Raw genomic sequence first — 17,951 nt, forward strand, 5'->3', positions numbered from 1 at the left:
CCGGCCGAAAGGAACGGAGCATGGCCACATGGTGGTCAGGGCAGGGCGTACTCCGCCGCAAACCGATCGAACACATCGAAGAGCCCGAAGGCGCACCCAGTGAGCAGCTCGCCCGCACCCTCGGCCTGTGGCAGCTCACCGCGATCGGCGTCGGCGGCATCATCGGCGCCGGCATCTTCACGCTCGCCGGAACGGTCGCCAACGGCGTCGCGGGACCGGCGGTGCTGGTCTCCTTCCTCATCGCCGGCGTGGCCAGCGCCGCGGCGGCGTTCTCCTACGCGGAGTTCGCCGGCCTGATCCCGAAGGCCGGTTCCGCTTACACCTACGGGTACGCCGTCCTCGGCGAGCTGGCCGGCTGGTTCATCGGCTGGGACCTGCTGCTGGAGTACACGGCCATCGTCGCGGTCGTCGCCATCGGCATCTCCGGCTACTTCAACTTCCTCCTGGAGGAAACGGGCGCCTCCCTCCCCACATGGATGCTCGGCGCCCCGGGCACCGGCGACGGACACCGCTTCGACCTCATCGCGGCCGTCCTGTGCCTGTTCACGGCCTACCTGCTCACCCTCGGCATCAAGAACGCGGCACGCTTCGAGACCGTCGTGGTCGTCCTCAAGGTGCTGGTCGTCCTGCTGGTCGTCGTGGTCGGCTTCTTCCACATCAGGTCCGAGAACTACACGCCCTTCTTCCCGTACGGCGTGGGCGGCGCCTTCACCGGCGCGGCCACGGTCTTCTTCGCGGTCTTCGGCTACGACGCCATGAGCACGGCGGCGGAGGAGTCCAAGGACGCCCAGCGGCACATGCCCCGGGCGATCATCTACTCCCTCGCCATCGCCATGGTGCTGTACGTCCTCGCCTGCCTGGTCCTGACGGGCATGCAGAAGTACACCGAGGTCGACCCGGAGAGCGGGTTCTCCAGCGCCTTCAAGGCGGCCGGGCTGCCCGTGGTGGCCGACATCATCGCGGTCGGCGCGATCATCGGCATCCTCACGGTGATGTTCACCTTCATGCTCGGCGTGACCCGCGTGTGGTTCTCCATGAGCCGCGACGGACTGCTGCCCCACTGGTTCGCCAAGACGCACCCGACCCGGCACGTCCCGACCCGGGTCACCTGGATCGTCGGCGTGGCATCGGCGGCCATCGCGGGATTCGTGCCGATCGGGGAGGCGGCGGAGCTCACCAACATCGGGATCCTGCTCGCCTTCGCCGTGGTGTGCACCTCGGTCATCGTGCTCCGCTACCGGCGCCCCGACCTGCCCCGCACGTTCCGCACGCCGCTCATGCCCTTCACCCCCGCGATCGGGGTCATCGCCTCGGTCTGGCTCATCACCTACCTGCGCGTGGAGACGTGGCTCCGTTTCGGGCTCTGGTTCCTCATCGGACTGGTCGTCTACTTCGGCTACTCCTACCGCCACTCCAAGATGGCCGGGCGCACCCCGGACCCGGCCTCCGGAGGGAGCCCGCGGGTGTAGGAGCCCTTAGGCCCTGTCGTCAGAGTCCCGCCCGGCCCGCGGCGGCCGGCACCGCACCTCGCCGCGTCGTCGGGGCGCCCGAGTACGTCCGGTACTCGGGCGCCCCTCCGCCTTGCGATGCACGGCACCGGCCGCCGCGGGCTGACCGGCGCTACTTCGACGACAGGCCTAGGTCGTCGACCGGGAGCCGAGGGCGCCGGGCGTCTTCGGGATCCACGACGGCACGGCCGTGGCGGCCGCGGGGTCCGCCTCGTCCATGAACACGTACCAGTCGCGGTCCTCGCCGCCCATGCCGGCCCGGGTGTTGATCTGCTTGACCTGGCCCGTCGTGTGGAAGTAGAGGACGATGCTCTGCCGCTTGGAGCCCTCGTCGTAGAACTCCGCCGTGACCTTCCCGCGGGCGCCCTTCCCGAAGGCGGAGATCCAGTTCCGCGCCGTCGGCGCGGGGGCACTGTGGACGGTGCCCGGCGCCGCGAGGGCGGCCAGTTCCTCCGCGTCCCCGTCGGCCGTCCGCCAGACCACCTCCTGGGCGATCCGCAGCGTGTCCACCGACGGGTACCCGACCACCGCCAGCGGCTCGTGGCTGCCGTAGTCCCCGGCGTAGCGGATGTCCCGCTCGTCCGTCTGCTCCGCACAGGCCGTCAGCGCGCCGGCCGCCGCCGCGGTGGCGACGACGGCGACGGCGGCCCGCCGGGCCCGGCGGTACGCCTCCCACCTGCTGTGTTCGTCCATGCGGTCAAGGTAGCGGAGGGCGACGGCATGTCCGCAACGTCCCCTCGGGGCGGCTGCGCGTGGCCGTCCCGCCCGTCCCGCGACGGCTGCTGTACGGCCGGAAACCGCGCCGCCCCCGGGCCGCTGCCGCCGATGCTCGGCAGCGGCTCCGGCGACGCCGTACCCGTCCGCGACCTCGTCCACGGCCCGGCCCGGCTGGCCGGCTTCCGGGGGCGGATCGAGGAGGACACGGGCGGCGCGGCCGGTTCCGCCCGCTCGGCCGGGGTGTCGTGGAAGTGCTCCGACATCACCACCGCCGAACGGGCCCTGGGATGCAGCCCGCGGCGGCGACTGGACGACATGCCGGCCTCCCTGTGGGGCGTGGACGCCGGGGCGGCCGCCCACGACGGCACCCGCGTGCCATGAGCCCGCTGGTCCCGCTGTACGCGCATCCGGCGGAGGACCCGGGAGCCTGGCCCCGGCTGATCGCGGCGGCGTCCCGGACCCACTCGGTGTGCTGAACCCCGCGAGCGGACCGGGCCCGCGCCCCGATCCCGCGTTCACGGCCGCGGCCGCCGCCCTGCGCACGGCCGGCGCCCGGCTGCTCGGCTACGTCGACACCGCGTACGGGGCCCGGTAAGGAGCCCAGATCAACTACGAGACCCTGCGCGCCCGGGAGTGGACGGGGTCGACGGCTGCTTCCTGGGCCGGGCGACGACGGACGGGCAGGGGCTGCGGGCCTGACGCCGGCTGGTCCGCTCGCTGCGCCGGCTCGGCGCGACCACCGTCGTCCTGAACCCGGGGGCCCACCGGAACCCGGGCACCGCCCGCGAACGCGGCGCGGCCGTCTGCGGCCCGGTCACCAGCGGACTCCCCAACCCCTGCGCGGCCGACCCCGGCCCTGACGGCCCCGGACGACTGAGCCGGACGGCCGGTACGAGGACCACACGGGCGGGTCGGCACCGCGCGCCCCGGCACGCCCGGCCGCCCCCCACGTGCTTCCATGACGGACGTGCCCCGGCCCGGGACTCCCGCCACCGCCGACAGAAAGCATCACGATGACCGCGATCCTCTCTCCCGCGATCCGATCTCCCGCCACCACCACGCCCTACGACGTCGGCCTGCCCGTGCTGCGCGCGGTACTCGGCGTGATCATGACCGTCCACGGCACCCAGAAGCTGTTCGGCTGGTTCGACGGCCCCGGCCTGCGGGGCACCGGTGTGTTCTTCGACAGGGCCGGTTACCCGGCGGGTGAGACCATGGCGGCGGTCGCCGGCCTCACCGAGACCCTCGGCGGCCTCGGCCTGATCCTCGGCCTGCTCACCCCGCTGGCAGCCGCCTCCGTCGTCGGCGTCATGCTCAACGCCATCACGGTCAAGTGGACCGGCTCCGTCTTCGGCCAGAAGGGCGTCGAGTTCGAGTCCCTGATCGTAGCCGCGGCCATCACCCTGGCCCTGACCGGCCCGGGGCGCTTCGCCCTGGACCAAGGGGTGCCGTTCCTGCGCCGCCACCGACCGGTCCACGGCCTCGCCGCGCTCGCCCTGGCGGCCGTACTCGCCGCCGTGGCGCTGCTGCTGCGGCACTGACCCGGAGGGCATCATGACCGGGTGACAACGGACCCCGGTGACAACCCCGGTGACGACTCGCACGGCACCACGGGCGAGCGGCCGGTCGTGCTGCCCTACGCCGACCCGGCCTTCGTCGCGGACCCCTTCCCGCTCTACCGGCACCTGCGCGAGGAGGCCCCCGTACACCGGGTGGTCATCGCGGGCGGCCTGGAAGCCTGGCTCGTCACCCGCTACGAGGACGCGCTGGAGGCCCTGTCCGACCCCCGCCTCAGCAGCGACGTACGCGACGCCACGGACCCCCGGCTGCTGCGGCAGCTGCCCGGCACGGAACGCGAGGCGATGCTCGGCAACATGCTCCGCAGCGACCCGCCCGACCACACCCGGCTGCGCCGCCTGGTGTCCAAGGCGTTCACGGCCCACCGGGTGGCCGGGTTGCGGCCCCGGATCCAGGCCGTCACCGACCGCCTGCTGGACGCCGTCGTCCCCGCCGGCCACGCCGACCTCGTCGCGGACCTCGCGCTGCCGCTCCCGGTCACGGTGATCGGCGAACTGCTCGGGGTGCATGCGGACGACCGCCACGACTTCCAGCGCTGGACGGACCAACTGATCACACGGGGCGCGGAGCCGCCGGACCCCGCCGTGGTCAACGAGGCGTGGCAGCACATGCACGCCTACGTCACCGGGCTCCTCAGGGACAAGCGGGCACACCCCGGTGACGACCTGCTCAGCGACCTCGTCACCGCCCGGGACGAGGAACGGCGGCTGACCGAGGACGAGCTGATCGCCATGGTCTTCCTGCTGCTGGCCGCCGGCTACATCACCACCGTCAACCTGATCGCCGGCGGCCTCGCCATGCTGCTCGCCCACCCCGCCCAGCTGGCCAGGCTGCACTCCGATCCGGGACTGCTGCCGGGGGCGGTCGAGGAGTTCCTCCGCTACGACGGCCCGGTCAGCCCCGGCATCGCCCGGTTCGCGCGCGAGGACGTCGAGATCGCCGGGGCGTGGATCCCGCGCGGCTCGACCGTACTGATCGCCTCCGCCATCGCCGACCGCGACCCGGCACGCTTCCACGACCCCGAACGCCTGGACATCACCCGCCAGGACAACCCCCACCTGGCCTTCGGGCACGGCATCCACTACTGCCTGGGCGCACCCCTGGCCCGGCTGGAAGGCGAGATCGCCATCGGCACGGCCCTGCGCAGGCTCCCCGACCTCGCGCTCGCCGTACCGCCGGACGCCGTCCCCTGGCGCCCCGGCGGCCTGCGCGGCCCGCTCAGCCTGCCGGTGACCTTCACCCCCGGCGGCCGGCGGCCCGTGCCTCCCCACACCCCGTGAAGCCGCGGCACCGGACGACGCGCCCGCGCGGGTCCGCGTACGTACGGGAGGACCGCCGGACAGAACGGGCGGCGATGTCGAGAAGCCGCCATGAGGGGGAAGGGCGCCCGCCGGTCACCGACGGTCCGTTCGCGGGCCTACCTGGTGCCCGAGACGACCATGGCTGGGGGCACCTCCCAGCGGTAGCCGGGGGAGCATCAGCCGCGCCAAACGCACCGTCCCCGCCGTACGGTTGGACCGTCCCGGCGACGTCGCCACCGCGCCGCGCGTCTGTGCCCGGTCTTCAACGAGCGCTACGCCGGGGACGTCGGCCTCGCCGCCGAGGCCATCAGGCTCACCCGGCAGCTCGCGGCGGCCTGTGACCACCCGGAGGTCGCCGGGCTGCTCGCCCTCATGCCGCTCCACCACGCCCGGGGGCGCGCACCCACCCCAGGGGAGACCGCCTGACCGACAGTCCGGTCGTCCGGCTCAACCACGCCGTCGCCGTCGGCGAGGCCGACGGACCGCGCGCGGGCCTCGCGGCGCTCGTGGAACCGGACGACACCCTGCCCCGCCACACGGCGGTGGCGGCGTACCTCCACGAGCGCGACGGTGACCTGGCGACGGCGGCCCGCCTGTACGCCGAAGCGGTCCGCAAGCCCCCAACCTCGCCGAGCGCGACCACCTGGCGCCGGGCCGCCCGGCTCAACGCCCGCGGACGCCGACCGCCGCCCGGGCTACCACGCACGGGTGCATTCCCGCCCTGGCCCGGGACGGAACCCGCCCGCCGGGAAGCCTTGTCGGACGGCGGTGCCCCGCTGGGTGCATGCCGTACGGCATCAGGAGGAGCGGCTTGGACAGCACCACACCCGCGCGGGCCCGGCCCCGGCGCCGCCTTCCGCGCACCCTGGCGGCGGCCCTCGTCTGCTCGGCCACGTCCGCCCTGCTGGCCGGGTGCGGGGCACCCGCGCCGCGACAGCACGCGGCACGGGACGCGGCGGCCGCCTTCGAACGCGCCCTGGCCGGCTCCGACTACCCGGCGGCGTGCGAACTGCTCGCCCCCGGCACCCGCGAACAGCTCGAGCAGGAGGAGAAGCGGCCCTGCGCCGAGGCACTGCCCGGAGCGGACGTTCCGCGCGGCGGGTCCGTACGGGGCACCGAGGTGTACGGCAGGCAGGCACTGCTGCGGCTGAGCGCGGACACCCTGTTCCTGTCGCAGTTCCGCGGCGGCTGGAAGGTGGTGGCGGCGGGCTGCACGCCGCGCCCGGACCGTCCGTACCGGTGCACGCTCAGGGGAGAGTGAGATGAAAGGTCTCTTCATCACCTGTCTCGCGGTCATCCTGGGCGGCCTCGGCTACTTCATCGCACTCGGGGTGATGTACCGGTGAACGCACCCGAGGACAACGACAAGGACAACGGCGGCGGGAGCGGAGGGAAAAGCGGGCGCCGGGGCTTCTGGCGCGACAACAGCCTGACCCTCGCCTTCGGAGCGGGCTTCCTGCTCGTACTGGCCGGGCAGGCCATCGCGGGACACGCCGAGTTCAACGAGGCGCTCGCGGTCGACGGGCTGGAGCCCCTCGGATTCGGGGACTACCTGATGTCCTCGGACTTCGCCGTGGACGTCACCGAGAACTGGCAGTCGGAGTTCCTCCAGTTCTTCCTCTACGTCTTCGGCACCGTCTGGCTCCTCCAGCGCGGCTCCCCGGAGTCCAAGGAACTGCACAAGGCCGGGACCGAGAGCGACCGCGACCAGCGCATGGGCGTCCACGCCCGGGCGGACTCGCCGCGCTGGGCCGGCACCGGGGGCTGGCGGCAGTCCCTCTACTCGCGTTCGCTCGGCCTGGTGATGGCGATGCTCTTCCTGCTGTCCTGGCTTGCCCAGGCCATCAGCGGCGCCGCTGCCTACGGCGAACAGCAGGTGCGGCAGCTCCAGGAGCCGCTGAGCCGGGGCGCGTACCTCGCCTCCGCGGACTTCTGGAACCGGTCGCTGCAGAACTGGCAGTCCGAACTGCTGGCGGTCGCCGCGATGGCCATCCTCTCGGTCTACCTGCGCCAGCGCGGCTCCCCGGAGTCCAAACCGGTCGGTGCCCCGCACCAGGCCACGGGCGTCGAAGGCTGACGGGGCCGCCCGTTCCGGCCGGAAAGATGACCTCCCGCCGCCTGTCCCGCCGGACCCCGCGGTGCGAACCTGACCCCGCCGCCCGGCCGGGCGAAGGCGCCCACGAGCCCCGATCGTGTGCGCGGCCCGCCGCCGACCCGCCACAGAGGGAGTCCGCCGCATGCAGAACCGTCCGGCCGATCAACCGCGCAAGCGAGCCGTGTGGGGGATATCCCTCGCGCTGATCGCGGTCACCGCCCTGCTCGGTGCCGCGCCCGGGGCCGCCACGGCGGCACCCCCCGCCGGCCCGCCCGTCCCCACCCTGACCTGGGGCCCCTGCGCCGACCGCCCGGGGGACGGCTTCGAGTGCGCGACGGCCCGCGTACCGCTGGACCACCGCGACCCGGCCGGGCGTACGATCCCCCTCGCGGTCACCCGCAAGCCGGCGGCCGACCGGGCCCACCGCACCGGTGTCCTGCTGCTGCACCCCGGCGGACCCGGCAACTCCGGTGTGGACTTCGCCCGTAACAGCTACGACAACCTCCCCGCCTCCCTCCGCGACGCCTTCGACGTCGTCGGCTACGACATGCGCGGCGTGGGCCGCAGCGGGCAGGTGGAGTGCTGGAACGACAAGGAGTACTCCGCCGCCGTGGACGCCGCACGCGGCGTACCCGGCCCCGGAGCCGTGCGGGACGCGATCCGGCAGGGCCTCGACTTCGCCACCGCCTGCCGGGAGCGGGCCGCGGACCTCGTGCCGTACGTCGGCACCGGCTCGAACGCCAAGGACATCGACCTGCTCCGCCAGGCCCTCGGCGAGCGGACGCTCACCTTCTACGGCCGCTCCTTCGGCAGCTACGTCGGCACCGTCTACGCGGCCCAATTCCCCCGGCGCGTCCGCGCCATGGTCCTCGACGGCGCCTACGACCCCCGGAGCTACGCCGACGTCCCCTACGCCTACGACGCCGCGCAGTTCGCCGCCCTCGACGCGGCGGTCGGCCGGTTCCTGGACTGGTGCGAGCGGGACGCCGTCGCGTGCGGATTCGGCGACGGCCGCCCCCGCGAGGCCTTCGAGGAGCTCAAGCGGGCACTGGACGCCTACCCCGTCATCACCCCGAGCGGACGACCCGCCACCGGCTACACCCTCGCCTACCGCCTGATGTTCAACATCAACGCGGGCAAGGAGATCTGGCCCCACCTGGGCCAGGCCCTCCGGGCGGCCCAGGCACGCCAGGCTTCCTTCCTGCTGAACCCGCCCTCACCCGGCTCCTTCGACTTCCTCAACGTCAACCTGGCCGTCGAGTGCGCCGACCGCGTCTACCCCGCAAGCCCCCTGCTGCTGGGCGCGCTGGTCAGCGCCGAAGCGGCCGCCGCCCCGCTGCTGGGCCCCCCGATCGGCTTCGGCCCGCCCACCTACGACCACAACCACGCGACCACCTGCGCCCAGTGGCAGGCGGAACGCCCCAGCCGCTTCGAGGGCTCCTACCGCGCGGCCGGTTCCGCGCCGATCCTGGTCCTCGGCACGACGGGGGACCCGGACACCCCGTACCAGGACGCCGTGACCCTCAGCCGGACCCTCGAGAACGGCCGCCTGCTGACCTTCGACGCCGAAGGCCACACCGCGTACAACCGCAGCGCGTGCGTCAGCACCCTGGCCACCCGGTACCTCGCCACCCTCGCGCTGCCCGCCCGGGGCACCGTCTGCGCGGACGAGACGCCCCCCGAGGCACCCGGCCGCCGCACCGCGGCCATCGAGGCCGACGAGACGCGCGACGTGATCCCGGCCCTGCACTGACACTGCCCCGCACCGGGCCGCGGCCGGTCACCGGCCGCGGCCCCGCGCGGTTAGGCTCACCCCATGACTGTGCTCGTATACGAAGACTTCGGCACCGGCCGCCACCGCGAGGCCTCGCTGATCCGGCATGCCCTGGGCAGCGTCCACGACGAGGAACTCGTGGCCGGCCTCGCCGGGGGCATCGGCTTCATGTACTTCGTCTTCGAGTACGAGGGACGCCTGCCGATCCTCACGATCGTGGCCCAGGCCCACCCCGAGCCCTGGGTGCAGGTCGCGCTCGGCCGCCTCGGGGTCCCGTACGAGGCCACCCGCGCGATGAACCCCCGCTGGGGCCGGGTCCGCGCGGCGCTGGACGCGGGACAGCCCGCCTTGTGCGTGGTCGACCGCTCCTCCCTGCCCTGGCACGCGGCCGACCCGGACGCCCAGATGACGGGAACCGACCCGTACACCGTCGTCATCGCCGGCTACGACGGTGACGACCTGCTGATCGAGGACGGCGCCGAGACGCCCTACCGGATCGATCGCGAGGAGTTCGGCGCCGCCTGGACCGCGCACCGCAAGGGCCGCCACCAGCTGATCGTGCCCACCGGACCCGCCGAGGGGGAGCCGGACGTGGAGGGGGCGATCGCCTCCACCGTCACGCACCTCACCGGGCCGGTGCTGGGCAACGCCTTCGACGTGAACTTCGGCTTCACCGGCATGGAGAAGCTCGCCGCCCAGCTGCGCGACCGCACTACGGCCAAGGGCTGGGAACGGCGCTTCGGCAGCTCGCCCGAGGCCCTGCGCGCCGGCACCGGGCGGCTGTACGCGTGCCTGGAGGAGGAGTGGACCGCTCCGGGCGCGACCCGGCCGCTGTACGCCGACTTCCTCGACCTCGTCGGACGCCCGGAGGCCGCCGGGCTCTTCCGGGAGTCCGCCGGCCACTGGTCGCAGCTGGCCATGCTGGCCCGCGACGCCGACCCGGAGGCCGGTGCGCAGGAGCGGCGGGAGCTCTTCGACGCCTGCGCGGAGCGCGTGGACCGCTGCGTGGACCTGGAGCGCCGGGCGGTCCGGGCGCTGGGGAAGTAACGGGCGGGCGGGCCGATCCGGGTGCCCCCGGACCGGCCCGCCCGGCCGCGGTCACCCCAAGTGCTTCCTGATCAGCTCGTACGAGCGGACGCGGTCGCGGAAGTCGTGGACGGGCGTGGTCAGCATCAGCTCGTCCGCGCCGGTCTCGTCGGCCAGCTGCGCGAGGCGCCGGACGACGGTGTCGGGGCTGCCGACGGCCTGCTGCGCGCGGAAGCCGGCCAGGGCCTGCCGCTCCTCCTCCGTGAAGGGGTGGGCGGCCGCCTCCGCCGGGGTGGGGAAGGGCATGTCGCTGACCCCCTTGAGGAGCCCGGCCTTGACGACGTTCATCGGCCCGCCCCGCCACAGGGCCTCCTCCTCCGTCTCGGCGCACACCGTCTCCACGCACAGCAGCACCCGGGGCCGGGCGCACCAGCGCGAAGGGGTGAACGCCGTCCGGTAGTGGTCCAGGACCGCGCGGGTGTTCTCCGGCCGGATGTGGTGGGCGACGGCCACCGGCAGCCCGAGCTTCCCGGCCAGAGCCGCCCCCGCGGTGCTGGAGGCCAGCAGCCACGGTTCGGGCAGCGGCCCGAGGGCGACCTCGTCGACCAGCAGGGACAGGATCGAGGCCACGTCCTCGCGGTACTCCGCGTCCGTCGTCGGCCCGGCTCCCCGGCGCAGGGCCCGTGCGATCCCTTCGTCGAAGGTGCCGGGGCCGCGGCCGATGCCCAGGTCGATGCGGTCCTCGTGCAGCGCGGCCAGCGTCCCGAACTGCTCCGCGACCGTGATGGGCGCGTGGTTGGGGGCCAGCACGCCTCCCGAACCGAGACGGACGGCCGAGGTGGAGGCCGCGGCGTGGGCGGTCAGCACGACCGGCGGGAAGGCGCCGATCGCGGGGGAGTGGTGGTGCTCGGCGTACCAGATCCGGTGGTAGCCGAGCCGTTCCAGCTCCTGCGCGAAGGCCGCGGTGTCCCGCAGGGTGTCCACCGCCCGGGTGCCGGTCTGGACCATCGCGACTTCGAGCGCCGAGAGAGGTATGTCGATCATGTCCGCCAGCATAGGGACCGGCCGCCCCGCCGGGCGGCGCCGTGATCCCTTTCCCGCCACGCGCCAGCAGCCCCTCGGAACCGACCCGTTGACAGGGGTCGCCTCGGTCCGGAGCGGCCCCGTAGTGCCGGCCGCGGGTCCGGCCGCCGCGGCCCCCCTCCTCGCGCAGCGCGCGGGGTCCGAGGTCCACTGGGCCGCGCTGCCCGCGGCCGCCAACGAGGTCTTCGCCGTCGGCAACGCCCCTGAGATGTCGATCCTCGACGCCGCCGGGACCGTTCCGGGTCCGGCTGCCGGAGCGTCGCGAGCAGCCAGGTCAACTGCGGCCCTTCGCCACCAGACCAGGCTCAGGATGTCGGCGGGCGACGGGAACGACTCCGCCACCCTCGCGTTGATCGTTCCGCTGCCGGTCCAGGCGGTCGTCGGCGGCGGGTCCGGTCAGGACCGACAGGATCCTCAGCCGGCGGCGGCCCCGAACCACTTCGGCAGCGCCCCGAGCAGGTCCTGCTGGTCCTCGCCGGCCCACGCGACATGGCCGTCCGGGCGCAGCAGCACCGCGGGCACGTCCAGTTCTGCGCTGACGTCGACGACGTGGTCGACCCGGTCCGTCCAGCCCTCCGCCGAGAGCCGGCCGGTCTGGTCGAGCAGCAGGCCGCGGCCGCCGGCGTCAGCTCGTAGAGACGGCCCCGCCCCAGCCGCACGTCCCGCAGCCGCCTGCCGGCCGTCCCGCCCCGCCGGTGCAGTGGCGTTTCACCAGGTGAACGCGCTAGTCCACGCGGGTGAGTTACCGCCCGAGCCCTGTCCCGGGCGGGCCGCGGGTCGTTACAACCGGATCGTGATCACGTACGTGCCCCCTTCGGGCGCGGCTGTCACCGCCGCCTGACGGCGTTTCCCCGAGTAGCGATAGAGAGACGGCCTTTTCCATGAACAACCGCCTGCGGTACCTCGCCGCGACCCTGGCAACCGGCTTCGCCCTGGCTCTCACCGCCGGTGCCCCCGCCGACGCCCGCCCCAGCGGCGTCGACAGCCAGTGCGGGAAGTACATCTGCGTGATGACCGCCCACCACAACCGCTTCGTCCAGGACATCACCGTCCAGACCAAGGACGGCCTGCCGGGCACGCTCCGCTCCTACTGGGGCAACTTCCACGGCCCGAGGGTGAACGCCGCCTCGCACCGCTGGACGGTGGGTTACGAGCAGGCGGAAGCGAAGCTCGTCTGCGGCGGCCTGGAGCGTGACGGCCGCAGCATCGAGGACGGCATCTGCGTCACCATCTGACCCCGACGTCACCCCACCAGGTGCCGCCGGCCCACCCCGACAGGGCCCGGCGGCACCGCCGCGCACCCGTCGGTACGACCGGGTCTCGTGGTCGCCCATGCGGGCCCCCGGGCCGGGTGCCCGCATCGGCGCCGCCGTTGAGCCACGCTCCGCGTGGCGAACGGCGGTGCTGTGCGCCCCGTGGGTCGAGCCGTTCCCCCTGGGCTCCTCCCGCCCCACCGAAGGTGGCTCGTTCGTGCTCTGGCCTCGGGGCGGTGCTGCCGTCACCGTCGACAGGGCAGACGTCGACCGAAGGGACGCCCGTTGGGAACACCGGCAACACCCCTCTCCACCCCGAGCAAGCAGCTCATCACCGCCTGGCAGGGCCGGCTCCTGACCCGGTTCGCCGGAGTCGTACAGCACAGGTTCGCCAGGCACCGCTTCCGTCCCGACGTGGCCCTGCGGAATGCGGCGATGCGGGCGGCGAACCGCCGCGGTGTCGACCGTGACGAGCTGGTGCGGGTCACCAGGCTCAGCACGGCGACCGTCACCAAGGCCCTGGCCGGAAACTCCACGCCCACCGCCACGGCGGCACCGTGACCCCCTAGGTCGTCTCTTCCGGATCTTGCCGGGCGCCGCGGGTCTGGGGGTACCTCCCAGCGGTAGCCGGGGGAGCAAGCTCCGGAAGAAACGGCCTAGCGCGGCCCCGTCCAGCCGGCGCCGTCGTCCGGGACGCGGCGCCGGACCTGGTCCTCCTGGGCGAGGCGGCGCAGCAGCTCGAAGACGGGGGCGCAGATCGCGAAGACGATGACGGCCCGCTCCGCCAGGGCCACCGGATCGTCGAGGCAGGCGGCGCGCTCCAGGTCCAGCCGGGCCACCGCCTCGGCGAGCCGGGCGTACGCGGCCAGCTCGCCCGGGGCGTACTGGGCGTCGAGCCGGCGCAGCTCCTTGAGCGCGGCCGTCAGCCCCTGCACGTGGGGCGAGGTGGCCGGCGCCCGCCAGTCCAGGGCCGCGAGCAGCTCCGACACCTCCGCTCCGGCGGCCTCCTCGGCCTCGGTCTCCTCCGCGCCGCCCTCGGGGCCCTGGGCGGCCACCGGCACCGGGAGCGCGTAGCTGATCGCGCCGAGCGCGCCCTCGGTGCTGTGGGCCTGGTCGACGGCCCCGAGCACGTCGCGGGTGGCGGCGATGGACAGGCCGCCGAGCGTGGTCAGGGCCTTGATCAGCCGCAGCCGCTGCGCGTGCTCCTCCCCGTACTCCGCGAGGGTCGCGGCGGTCGCCCGTCCCGCCGGGAGCAGGCCCTGCCGCCGGAAGTACTTGATGCTGGCGACCGGCACGCCGGTGACCCGGCTGAGCTCCGAGATCTTCATGCGGGTTCCCTCCTGACCTGCGGTCCCGTGCGGTCGGTACACGTCATCGGCGATTGGACACCACAACAAGATACTGCCAGTATCCAGTACCTGGATACCATAAGTATCCAGCTCAGGAATCGCAGCCGCACCGGAGAATCGATGCCTCACCCCACGCCACCCTCCGTGCTCCGCCGACCCCAGCTGTGGATCGGTACGGGACTCATCGCCGCAGTGGTCTCGATGTTGTTCGCCCTGCTCTACGTGGGCGGCAACGTCGACCCGAGAGGAAACCTGCGCGACCTGCCCGTGGCCCTGGTCAACGCCGACGCCGGCGCCGACGCGGGCGGCCGCCGCGTCAACCTCGGCCAGCAGGTCGTCGAGGGCGTCGAGAAGGCCGCCAAGGGTGACAAGAGCATCGACTGGCAGCTCGTCAGCCGTGAGGAGGCCGACAGGCGACTGGGCAGCGGCAAGGTGTTCGGCGCCCTGGTCATCCCGCGCGACTTCTCGGCCACGATGACCGCGCTCGCCGCCCCCCAGCCCCCGGCCCAGGGCAAGGCCGCGCCGCCGACGCTGACGGTGCTGACCAACCAGGCCGCCGGCAGCATAGGTTCCTCCATGTCCTCCCAGGCCGCCCAGAAGGCCGCCCACGCGGCCTCGGCGCAGCTCGGCCAGGAACTCCTCAAGCAGGCCGCCGCCCAGAAGACCCCGCTGCCGACGGCCGCGCAGCTCCAGCTGACCGACCCGGTGACGGTGACCGTCGCCGACGGCCACCCCGTGGGCTCGCGCAGCGCCATGGGCCTGAGCGCCTTCTACTACGCCCTGGTCCTGGTCGTCTGCGGCATGCTCGGCGCCAACCTCGTCAACTCCCAGGTAGACACGGCCCTCGGCTACCTGCACACCGACTACGGCCCGGTCCGCAAGCGCGAACCCGTCCAGCACACCACCCGCGTCCGCACCCTGGCCGTCGCCGTGGCGCTCATGCTCGGCATGTCCCTGGTCATGGGCACCCTGGTCGAGGTCGCCACCGTCGCCATCCTGGACATGGACGCCTCCCACCTCGGCCTGCTGTGGCTCTACTCGGTCGCCACCATCGCCGTCGTCGGCATCGGCGGCCTCGCCCTGTTCGCCGCGTTCGGCACCCCCGGCATGCTGCTGGCCACCATCGTCTTCATCGCGATGGCCGTCCCCTCCTCGGGCGCCACGGTGCCCGTCCAGGCGCTGCCCGGGTTCTTCCGGGCCCTCGCCGAGTTCGAGCCGCTGCGCCAGATCACCGAGGGCCTGCGCTCCCTGCTGTACTACGGAGCCCAGGCCGACGCGGGCCTGACCCGCGCGTGGACCGCGATGGGCATCGCCCTCGTCGCCGCGCTGGCCTTCGGCTTCGCCGTGACCCGGCTCTACGACCTCCGTGGCCTGCACCGCATCCCGTGGCCCGACGCCGCTGCGGCCTCCCCCGAGGAGACCCCGGAGTCGCCCGCTGCCGCCGAGCCCACGCCGTCCGCCACGGCCTGAGACGGGCCCGGCCCGCCGGCCGTGGGTCCCTTCAGGGCAACGGGCGGCAGGCCGCAGCCGGGATCCTTGGAAAGGCGGGTTCCGCGCGGTACCCCTGACAGGGCACAGCGCGGAACCCGCCTTTCCGTATCCGGCCGACCCGGGCGGACCCCCGGCGGGCCCGGCCCGCGCGCCCCGACCGACGGCAGGAGCGCCCCGTGACCACAGGCTGGATCCCCCGCCCGCCGGACGCCGGCCACCCCGGGGGCGAGCACCTGCCGGAACTCGACATCCCGCCGCCGGGCCGGCAGCGGCGCTGGACGGTCCTGCTCCGGCTGCTGTTGCTGCTGCCGCAGCTGATCGTCACGGCCCTCCTCGGCATCGCCGCCTTCTTCGTGACGATCGCCGGATGGTTCGCCGCGCTGGTCCAGGGCCGCCTGCCCGACGGCATCGCCCGCTTCCTCGGTTCCTTCCTGGCGTACGAGACCCGCGTGACCGCCAGTGCGATGCTGCTGGTGGACCGGTACCCGCCGTTCTCCTTCGACGCGCCCGGCCATCCGGTCAGGATCGAGCTGCGCCCCGGCGAACTGAACCGGCCGGCCGTACTGTTCCGCCTCGTCCTGATGATCCCGGCGATGATCGTGACCAGCCTCCTGCAGTACGGCTGGGCCGCCATCGGCTGGGTGTTCTGGCTGGTCACCCTCGTGCTCGGGCGGATGCCCACCGCCGTCTTCGGCGCCGCCGCGGCGGTCGCGCGGTTCCGGATGCGCTACCAGGCGTACGCGATGATGCTGACCCCGGCCTACCCCAAGCGCCTGTTCGGCGACGGGCCGCCCGCCGCCGCCCGTCCCGCCGAGGCCATCGCCTCCGGCACCCGCCCGCTGGTCCTCGGTACGCCGGCGAAGGTGCTGGTCGTACTGATCCTGGTCCTGGGCATCCTCGCCGCGGGCGCCTCCCCGACGCTCCAGGTCAAGGACGACGACTGGACCGACTCTCCGGCCCCGACGAGGTTCGAGAGCGGGAAAACCGCACCGATCCGGACAAGCTGAGTGGCCTTCAGGTGAACGCGGGCCGCTCGGCAGCAGGTCAGCGACCCGCGTTCCGCCGGAACCCCCGCTCCTCACCCCCCGTTTCCGCCCGGACACGGAGCGGCGCACACCGCTTGAGCTGCCCGAACGCCCATTCGTTATCCGGTATTCGAACCTGCTGTCCGTAAATCGGCCGTCGATATGCATGTCACCTTCACAACCGACAGACTCGACCACAACGGAGCCCGACAACGAAAGTAATTGTCGCGCTCAACCTTCGGATCGAAAGTGAGTCTTGTCGTGCGCTACCGCTTCGCAGCCGTCTCCTCCGCCGCCCTCCTTTGCCTGGCGGGTGCCACCGGTATGGCGGAGGCCAAGCCCACCAGCCTGTACGCGCCGTCCGCGCTGGTCTTCTCCGTCACCCAGGGCGACGACGCCAACGCCGGCACCGTCCTGCGCGCCGCCACCCTCAGCTGTATGCCGTCGGCCCAGGGCACCCACCCCGACCCCAAGGCCGCGTGCACCGCCCTCAACTCCACCGGCGGCACCTTCGACCGCCTGCTCGCCGCCCCCGACACCGACCGCGCCTGCCCGATGCACTACGCGCCGGTCACCGTCACCGCGGAGGGCGTCTGGCAGGGCAGCCGCGTCACCTGGAAGCACACCTTCTCCAACGCCTGCACCATGAACGCGACCCTCAACGGCAATGCCGTCTTCGCGTTCTGATGCCCCGCTCCGGGCTTTTGGTCACGGCCGCCCGGGAAGCGTCCGGGTGACCGGCCGCATGGCACCTGCAGGGGTTCCGCTCGGGTCAGCCCCGGGCCCCTGCAGGGCCGCACGGCTCAGGAACGCGGGAAGTCCAGGTGCCCCATCCACCAGTTCCCGGCGGCGTCGGTGCGGGGACTGGTCCAGAACTCGACGACCGCGCTGGTGAACTCCTTCGCCGACAGTGTTCCGTCGCCGTCAGCATCGAGGTGGGCGAACGCCTCGGCTGCTCGTTCCCGAGTGAAGCCGGGGAAGTGCCCCCGCTGGAACGCGAAGAACTCCTCGGGGCTGATCCGGCCGTCGCGATCGATGTCGGCGATGTCCAGGTAGGTTTCGGCGATCCCGCCCAGGGCGGCCTCCGCCGCCTCCGGGTTCTCCGCCAGCGTCCGGGTCGACGTGACGAACTGGTCCTTGGTGATTCCCTCGCCGCCGACCGGGACGAACGGCAGGTGCACCTCCCGCCAGATCCCCAGATAGGCGGCGACGATCCGTTCCTCCGCGGGGGAACCCTCCGCATTGCCGAGGGAGGCCGCCACCCGGCGGCCCATCTCCCTGTGGTCGTCCTCGGTGAGCACCCCGTCGCCGTTCGCATCGAGCTGGTCGAAACCCTGCTCGATCTTCGCCGTCAGAAAATCCTGACTCCCCATCACTGCTCCTCCCTGACCCACCTGTACGAAAGAGCGGGGGCACCCACGTGTGCCCCGCCCCCAAGCCAACGATCAGGTGCCCGTAAGAACACGCCTCGGATTCCCGCACCGGGCATGCTTATGCCGCCGGCCGCCGGCCGCCGGCGCCCGTCGCTCCTTCTCGTATGCCCGGCCGAGGCCCTGCCGGGCCAGGCCCGCGCGTGGGCACAGGTGGAATCCCGCCTCGAGGAGCTGCGCGAACCGTTCGCCGCCGAATGCGAGGGCTGGGCGGGCCGCCCCGACACCTTCGGGGACTTCACCGCGCTTCCGCGCGAATGGGGCACCGTCACCGCGGAGACCGAGGGACGGCCTCCGCGGTGACATCCATTCGCTCAGAGG

At 73.3% G+C, this 17,951-nt stretch carries 18 protein-coding genes and 3 pseudogenes; 16 read left to right on the forward strand and 5 right to left on the reverse strand.

Going from position 1 to position 17,951, the window contains the following annotated elements; all coding sequences use genetic code 11:
- The first annotated feature begins 20 nt into the window (after positions 1 to 20).
- Positions 21 to 1,469: an amino acid permease gene (locus ACFY7H_RS14860; RefSeq protein WP_388937998.1), complete on the forward strand. Its 1,449-nt coding sequence runs from the start codon at positions 21 to 23 to the stop codon at positions 1,467 to 1,469.
- A 168-nt stretch (positions 1,470 to 1,637) separates the two neighbouring features.
- Here ACFY7H_RS14860 and ACFY7H_RS14865 read toward each other — a convergent pair whose 3' ends face one another.
- Positions 1,638 to 2,201 carry a hypothetical protein gene (locus ACFY7H_RS14865; RefSeq protein WP_388938000.1) on the reverse strand — a complete coding sequence of 188 codons (564 nt, stop codon included), beginning with the start codon at positions 2,199 to 2,201 and terminating at the stop codon, positions 1,638 to 1,640.
- A gap of 27 nt (positions 2,202 to 2,228) precedes the next feature.
- Between ACFY7H_RS14865 and ACFY7H_RS14870 the strand changes: the two genes are divergently transcribed.
- The 9 genes and pseudogenes from ACFY7H_RS14870 to ACFY7H_RS14910 all read left to right on the forward strand — a co-directional run bounded on the left by ACFY7H_RS14870 (position 2,229) and on the right by ACFY7H_RS14910 (position 10,020).
- Entirely contained in the window at positions 2,229 to 2,606 is a 378-nt protein-coding gene (locus ACFY7H_RS14870; protein ID WP_388938001.1) for a hypothetical protein, read from the forward strand.
- A pseudogene (locus ACFY7H_RS14875) lies at positions 2,603 to 3,102 on the forward strand (spherulation-specific family 4 protein). The gene ACFY7H_RS14870 and the pseudogene ACFY7H_RS14875 overlap by 4 nt, the downstream one beginning before the upstream one ends.
- A gap of 136 nt (positions 3,103 to 3,238) precedes the next feature.
- On the forward strand, positions 3,239 to 3,766 hold the full coding sequence (locus tag ACFY7H_RS14880) for a DoxX family protein (protein ID WP_388938003.1): 528 nt from the start codon (positions 3,239 to 3,241) through the stop codon (positions 3,764 to 3,766).
- 21 nt (positions 3,767 to 3,787) lie between these two features.
- Complete coding sequence (locus ACFY7H_RS14885) at positions 3,788 to 5,083, forward strand: cytochrome P450 (RefSeq protein WP_388938004.1); 1,296 nt, start codon at positions 3,788 to 3,790, stop codon at positions 5,081 to 5,083.
- A 129-nt stretch (positions 5,084 to 5,212) separates the two neighbouring features.
- Positions 5,213 to 5,787 (forward strand): annotated as a pseudogene (locus tag ACFY7H_RS14890) (DUF6596 domain-containing protein); the annotation flags it as partial.
- Positions 5,788 to 5,915: 128 nt separating this feature from the next.
- A complete protein-coding gene (locus ACFY7H_RS14895; RefSeq protein ID WP_388938005.1) occupies positions 5,916 to 6,365 on the forward strand; it encodes a hypothetical protein in 450 nt (149 codons plus the stop codon).
- 81 nt (positions 6,366 to 6,446) lie between these two features.
- Positions 6,447 to 7,181: a DUF6766 family protein gene (locus tag ACFY7H_RS14900; RefSeq protein WP_388938007.1), complete on the forward strand. Its 735-nt coding sequence runs from the start codon at positions 6,447 to 6,449 to the stop codon at positions 7,179 to 7,181.
- Positions 7,182 to 7,341: 160 nt separating this feature from the next.
- Complete coding sequence (locus ACFY7H_RS14905; RefSeq protein ID WP_388938009.1) at positions 7,342 to 8,952, forward strand: alpha/beta hydrolase; 1,611 nt, start codon at positions 7,342 to 7,344, stop codon at positions 8,950 to 8,952.
- Between the two features lie 63 nt (positions 8,953 to 9,015).
- Entirely contained in the window at positions 9,016 to 10,020 is a 1,005-nt protein-coding gene (locus ACFY7H_RS14910; protein ID WP_388938010.1) for a BtrH N-terminal domain-containing protein, read from the forward strand.
- 51 nt (positions 10,021 to 10,071) lie between these two features.
- Here ACFY7H_RS14910 and ACFY7H_RS14915 read toward each other — a convergent pair whose 3' ends face one another.
- Together ACFY7H_RS14915 and ACFY7H_RS14920 are read right to left on the reverse strand one after the other, a co-directional pair.
- Positions 10,072 to 11,043 carry an LLM class flavin-dependent oxidoreductase gene (locus tag ACFY7H_RS14915; protein ID WP_388938012.1) on the reverse strand — a complete coding sequence of 324 codons (972 nt, stop codon included), beginning with the start codon at positions 11,041 to 11,043 and terminating at the stop codon, positions 10,072 to 10,074.
- A gap of 453 nt (positions 11,044 to 11,496) precedes the next feature.
- Positions 11,497 to 11,759: pseudogene (locus ACFY7H_RS14920) on the reverse strand (FAD-dependent oxidoreductase); the annotation flags it as partial.
- Positions 11,760 to 11,963: 204 nt separating this feature from the next.
- On the opposite strand from ACFY7H_RS14920, the gene ACFY7H_RS14925 reads away from it, so the two are divergent.
- Positions 11,964 to 12,317 carry a hypothetical protein gene (locus ACFY7H_RS14925; protein ID WP_388938013.1) on the forward strand — a complete coding sequence of 118 codons (354 nt, stop codon included), beginning with the start codon at positions 11,964 to 11,966 and terminating at the stop codon, positions 12,315 to 12,317.
- Positions 12,318 to 12,620: 303 nt separating this feature from the next.
- The gene (locus ACFY7H_RS14930; RefSeq protein WP_388938015.1) at positions 12,621 to 12,896 is read left to right on the forward strand and encodes a hypothetical protein; all 276 of its coding nucleotides are present in this window, start codon (positions 12,621 to 12,623) and stop codon (positions 12,894 to 12,896) included.
- 95 nt (positions 12,897 to 12,991) lie between these two features.
- Here ACFY7H_RS14930 and ACFY7H_RS14935 read toward each other — a convergent pair whose 3' ends face one another.
- Positions 12,992 to 13,663 carry a MerR family transcriptional regulator gene (locus ACFY7H_RS14935; protein ID WP_388938016.1) on the reverse strand — a complete coding sequence of 224 codons (672 nt, stop codon included), beginning with the start codon at positions 13,661 to 13,663 and terminating at the stop codon, positions 12,992 to 12,994.
- A 141-nt stretch (positions 13,664 to 13,804) separates the two neighbouring features.
- Between ACFY7H_RS14935 and ACFY7H_RS14940 the strand changes: the two genes are divergently transcribed.
- The 3 genes from ACFY7H_RS14940 (at position 13,805) to ACFY7H_RS14950 (ending at position 16,887) form a co-directional block, all read left to right on the forward strand.
- Positions 13,805 to 15,154 carry a YhgE/Pip family protein gene (locus ACFY7H_RS14940; RefSeq protein ID WP_388938018.1) on the forward strand — a complete coding sequence of 450 codons (1,350 nt, stop codon included), beginning with the start codon at positions 13,805 to 13,807 and terminating at the stop codon, positions 15,152 to 15,154.
- Positions 15,155 to 15,351: 197 nt separating this feature from the next.
- Complete coding sequence (locus tag ACFY7H_RS14945; RefSeq protein WP_388938020.1) at positions 15,352 to 16,182, forward strand: DUF4389 domain-containing protein; 831 nt, start codon at positions 15,352 to 15,354, stop codon at positions 16,180 to 16,182.
- Between the two features lie 342 nt (positions 16,183 to 16,524).
- Positions 16,525 to 16,887 carry a subtilase-type protease inhibitor gene (locus tag ACFY7H_RS14950; protein ID WP_388938131.1) on the forward strand — a complete coding sequence of 121 codons (363 nt, stop codon included), beginning with the start codon at positions 16,525 to 16,527 and terminating at the stop codon, positions 16,885 to 16,887.
- Positions 16,888 to 17,003: 116 nt separating this feature from the next.
- Here ACFY7H_RS14950 and ACFY7H_RS14955 read toward each other — a convergent pair whose 3' ends face one another.
- Positions 17,004 to 17,573, reverse strand: coding sequence for an EF-hand domain-containing protein (locus tag ACFY7H_RS14955; RefSeq protein ID WP_388938021.1), 570 nt, complete (start codon positions 17,571 to 17,573; stop codon positions 17,004 to 17,006).
- Between the two features lie 114 nt (positions 17,574 to 17,687).
- Here ACFY7H_RS14955 and ACFY7H_RS14960 point away from each other — a divergent pair, with 114 nt between their 5' ends.
- Positions 17,688 to 17,933 (forward strand): hypothetical protein, encoded by a 246-nt coding sequence (locus ACFY7H_RS14960; RefSeq protein WP_388938023.1) that lies wholly within the window; start codon positions 17,688 to 17,690, stop codon positions 17,931 to 17,933.
- Positions 17,934 to 17,951: the final 18 nt, after the last annotated feature.

Source organism: Streptomyces sp. NPDC012794 (assembly GCF_042901085.1).
In the GTDB taxonomy this organism is placed as follows: domain Bacteria; phylum Actinomycetota; class Actinomycetes; order Streptomycetales; family Streptomycetaceae; genus Streptomyces.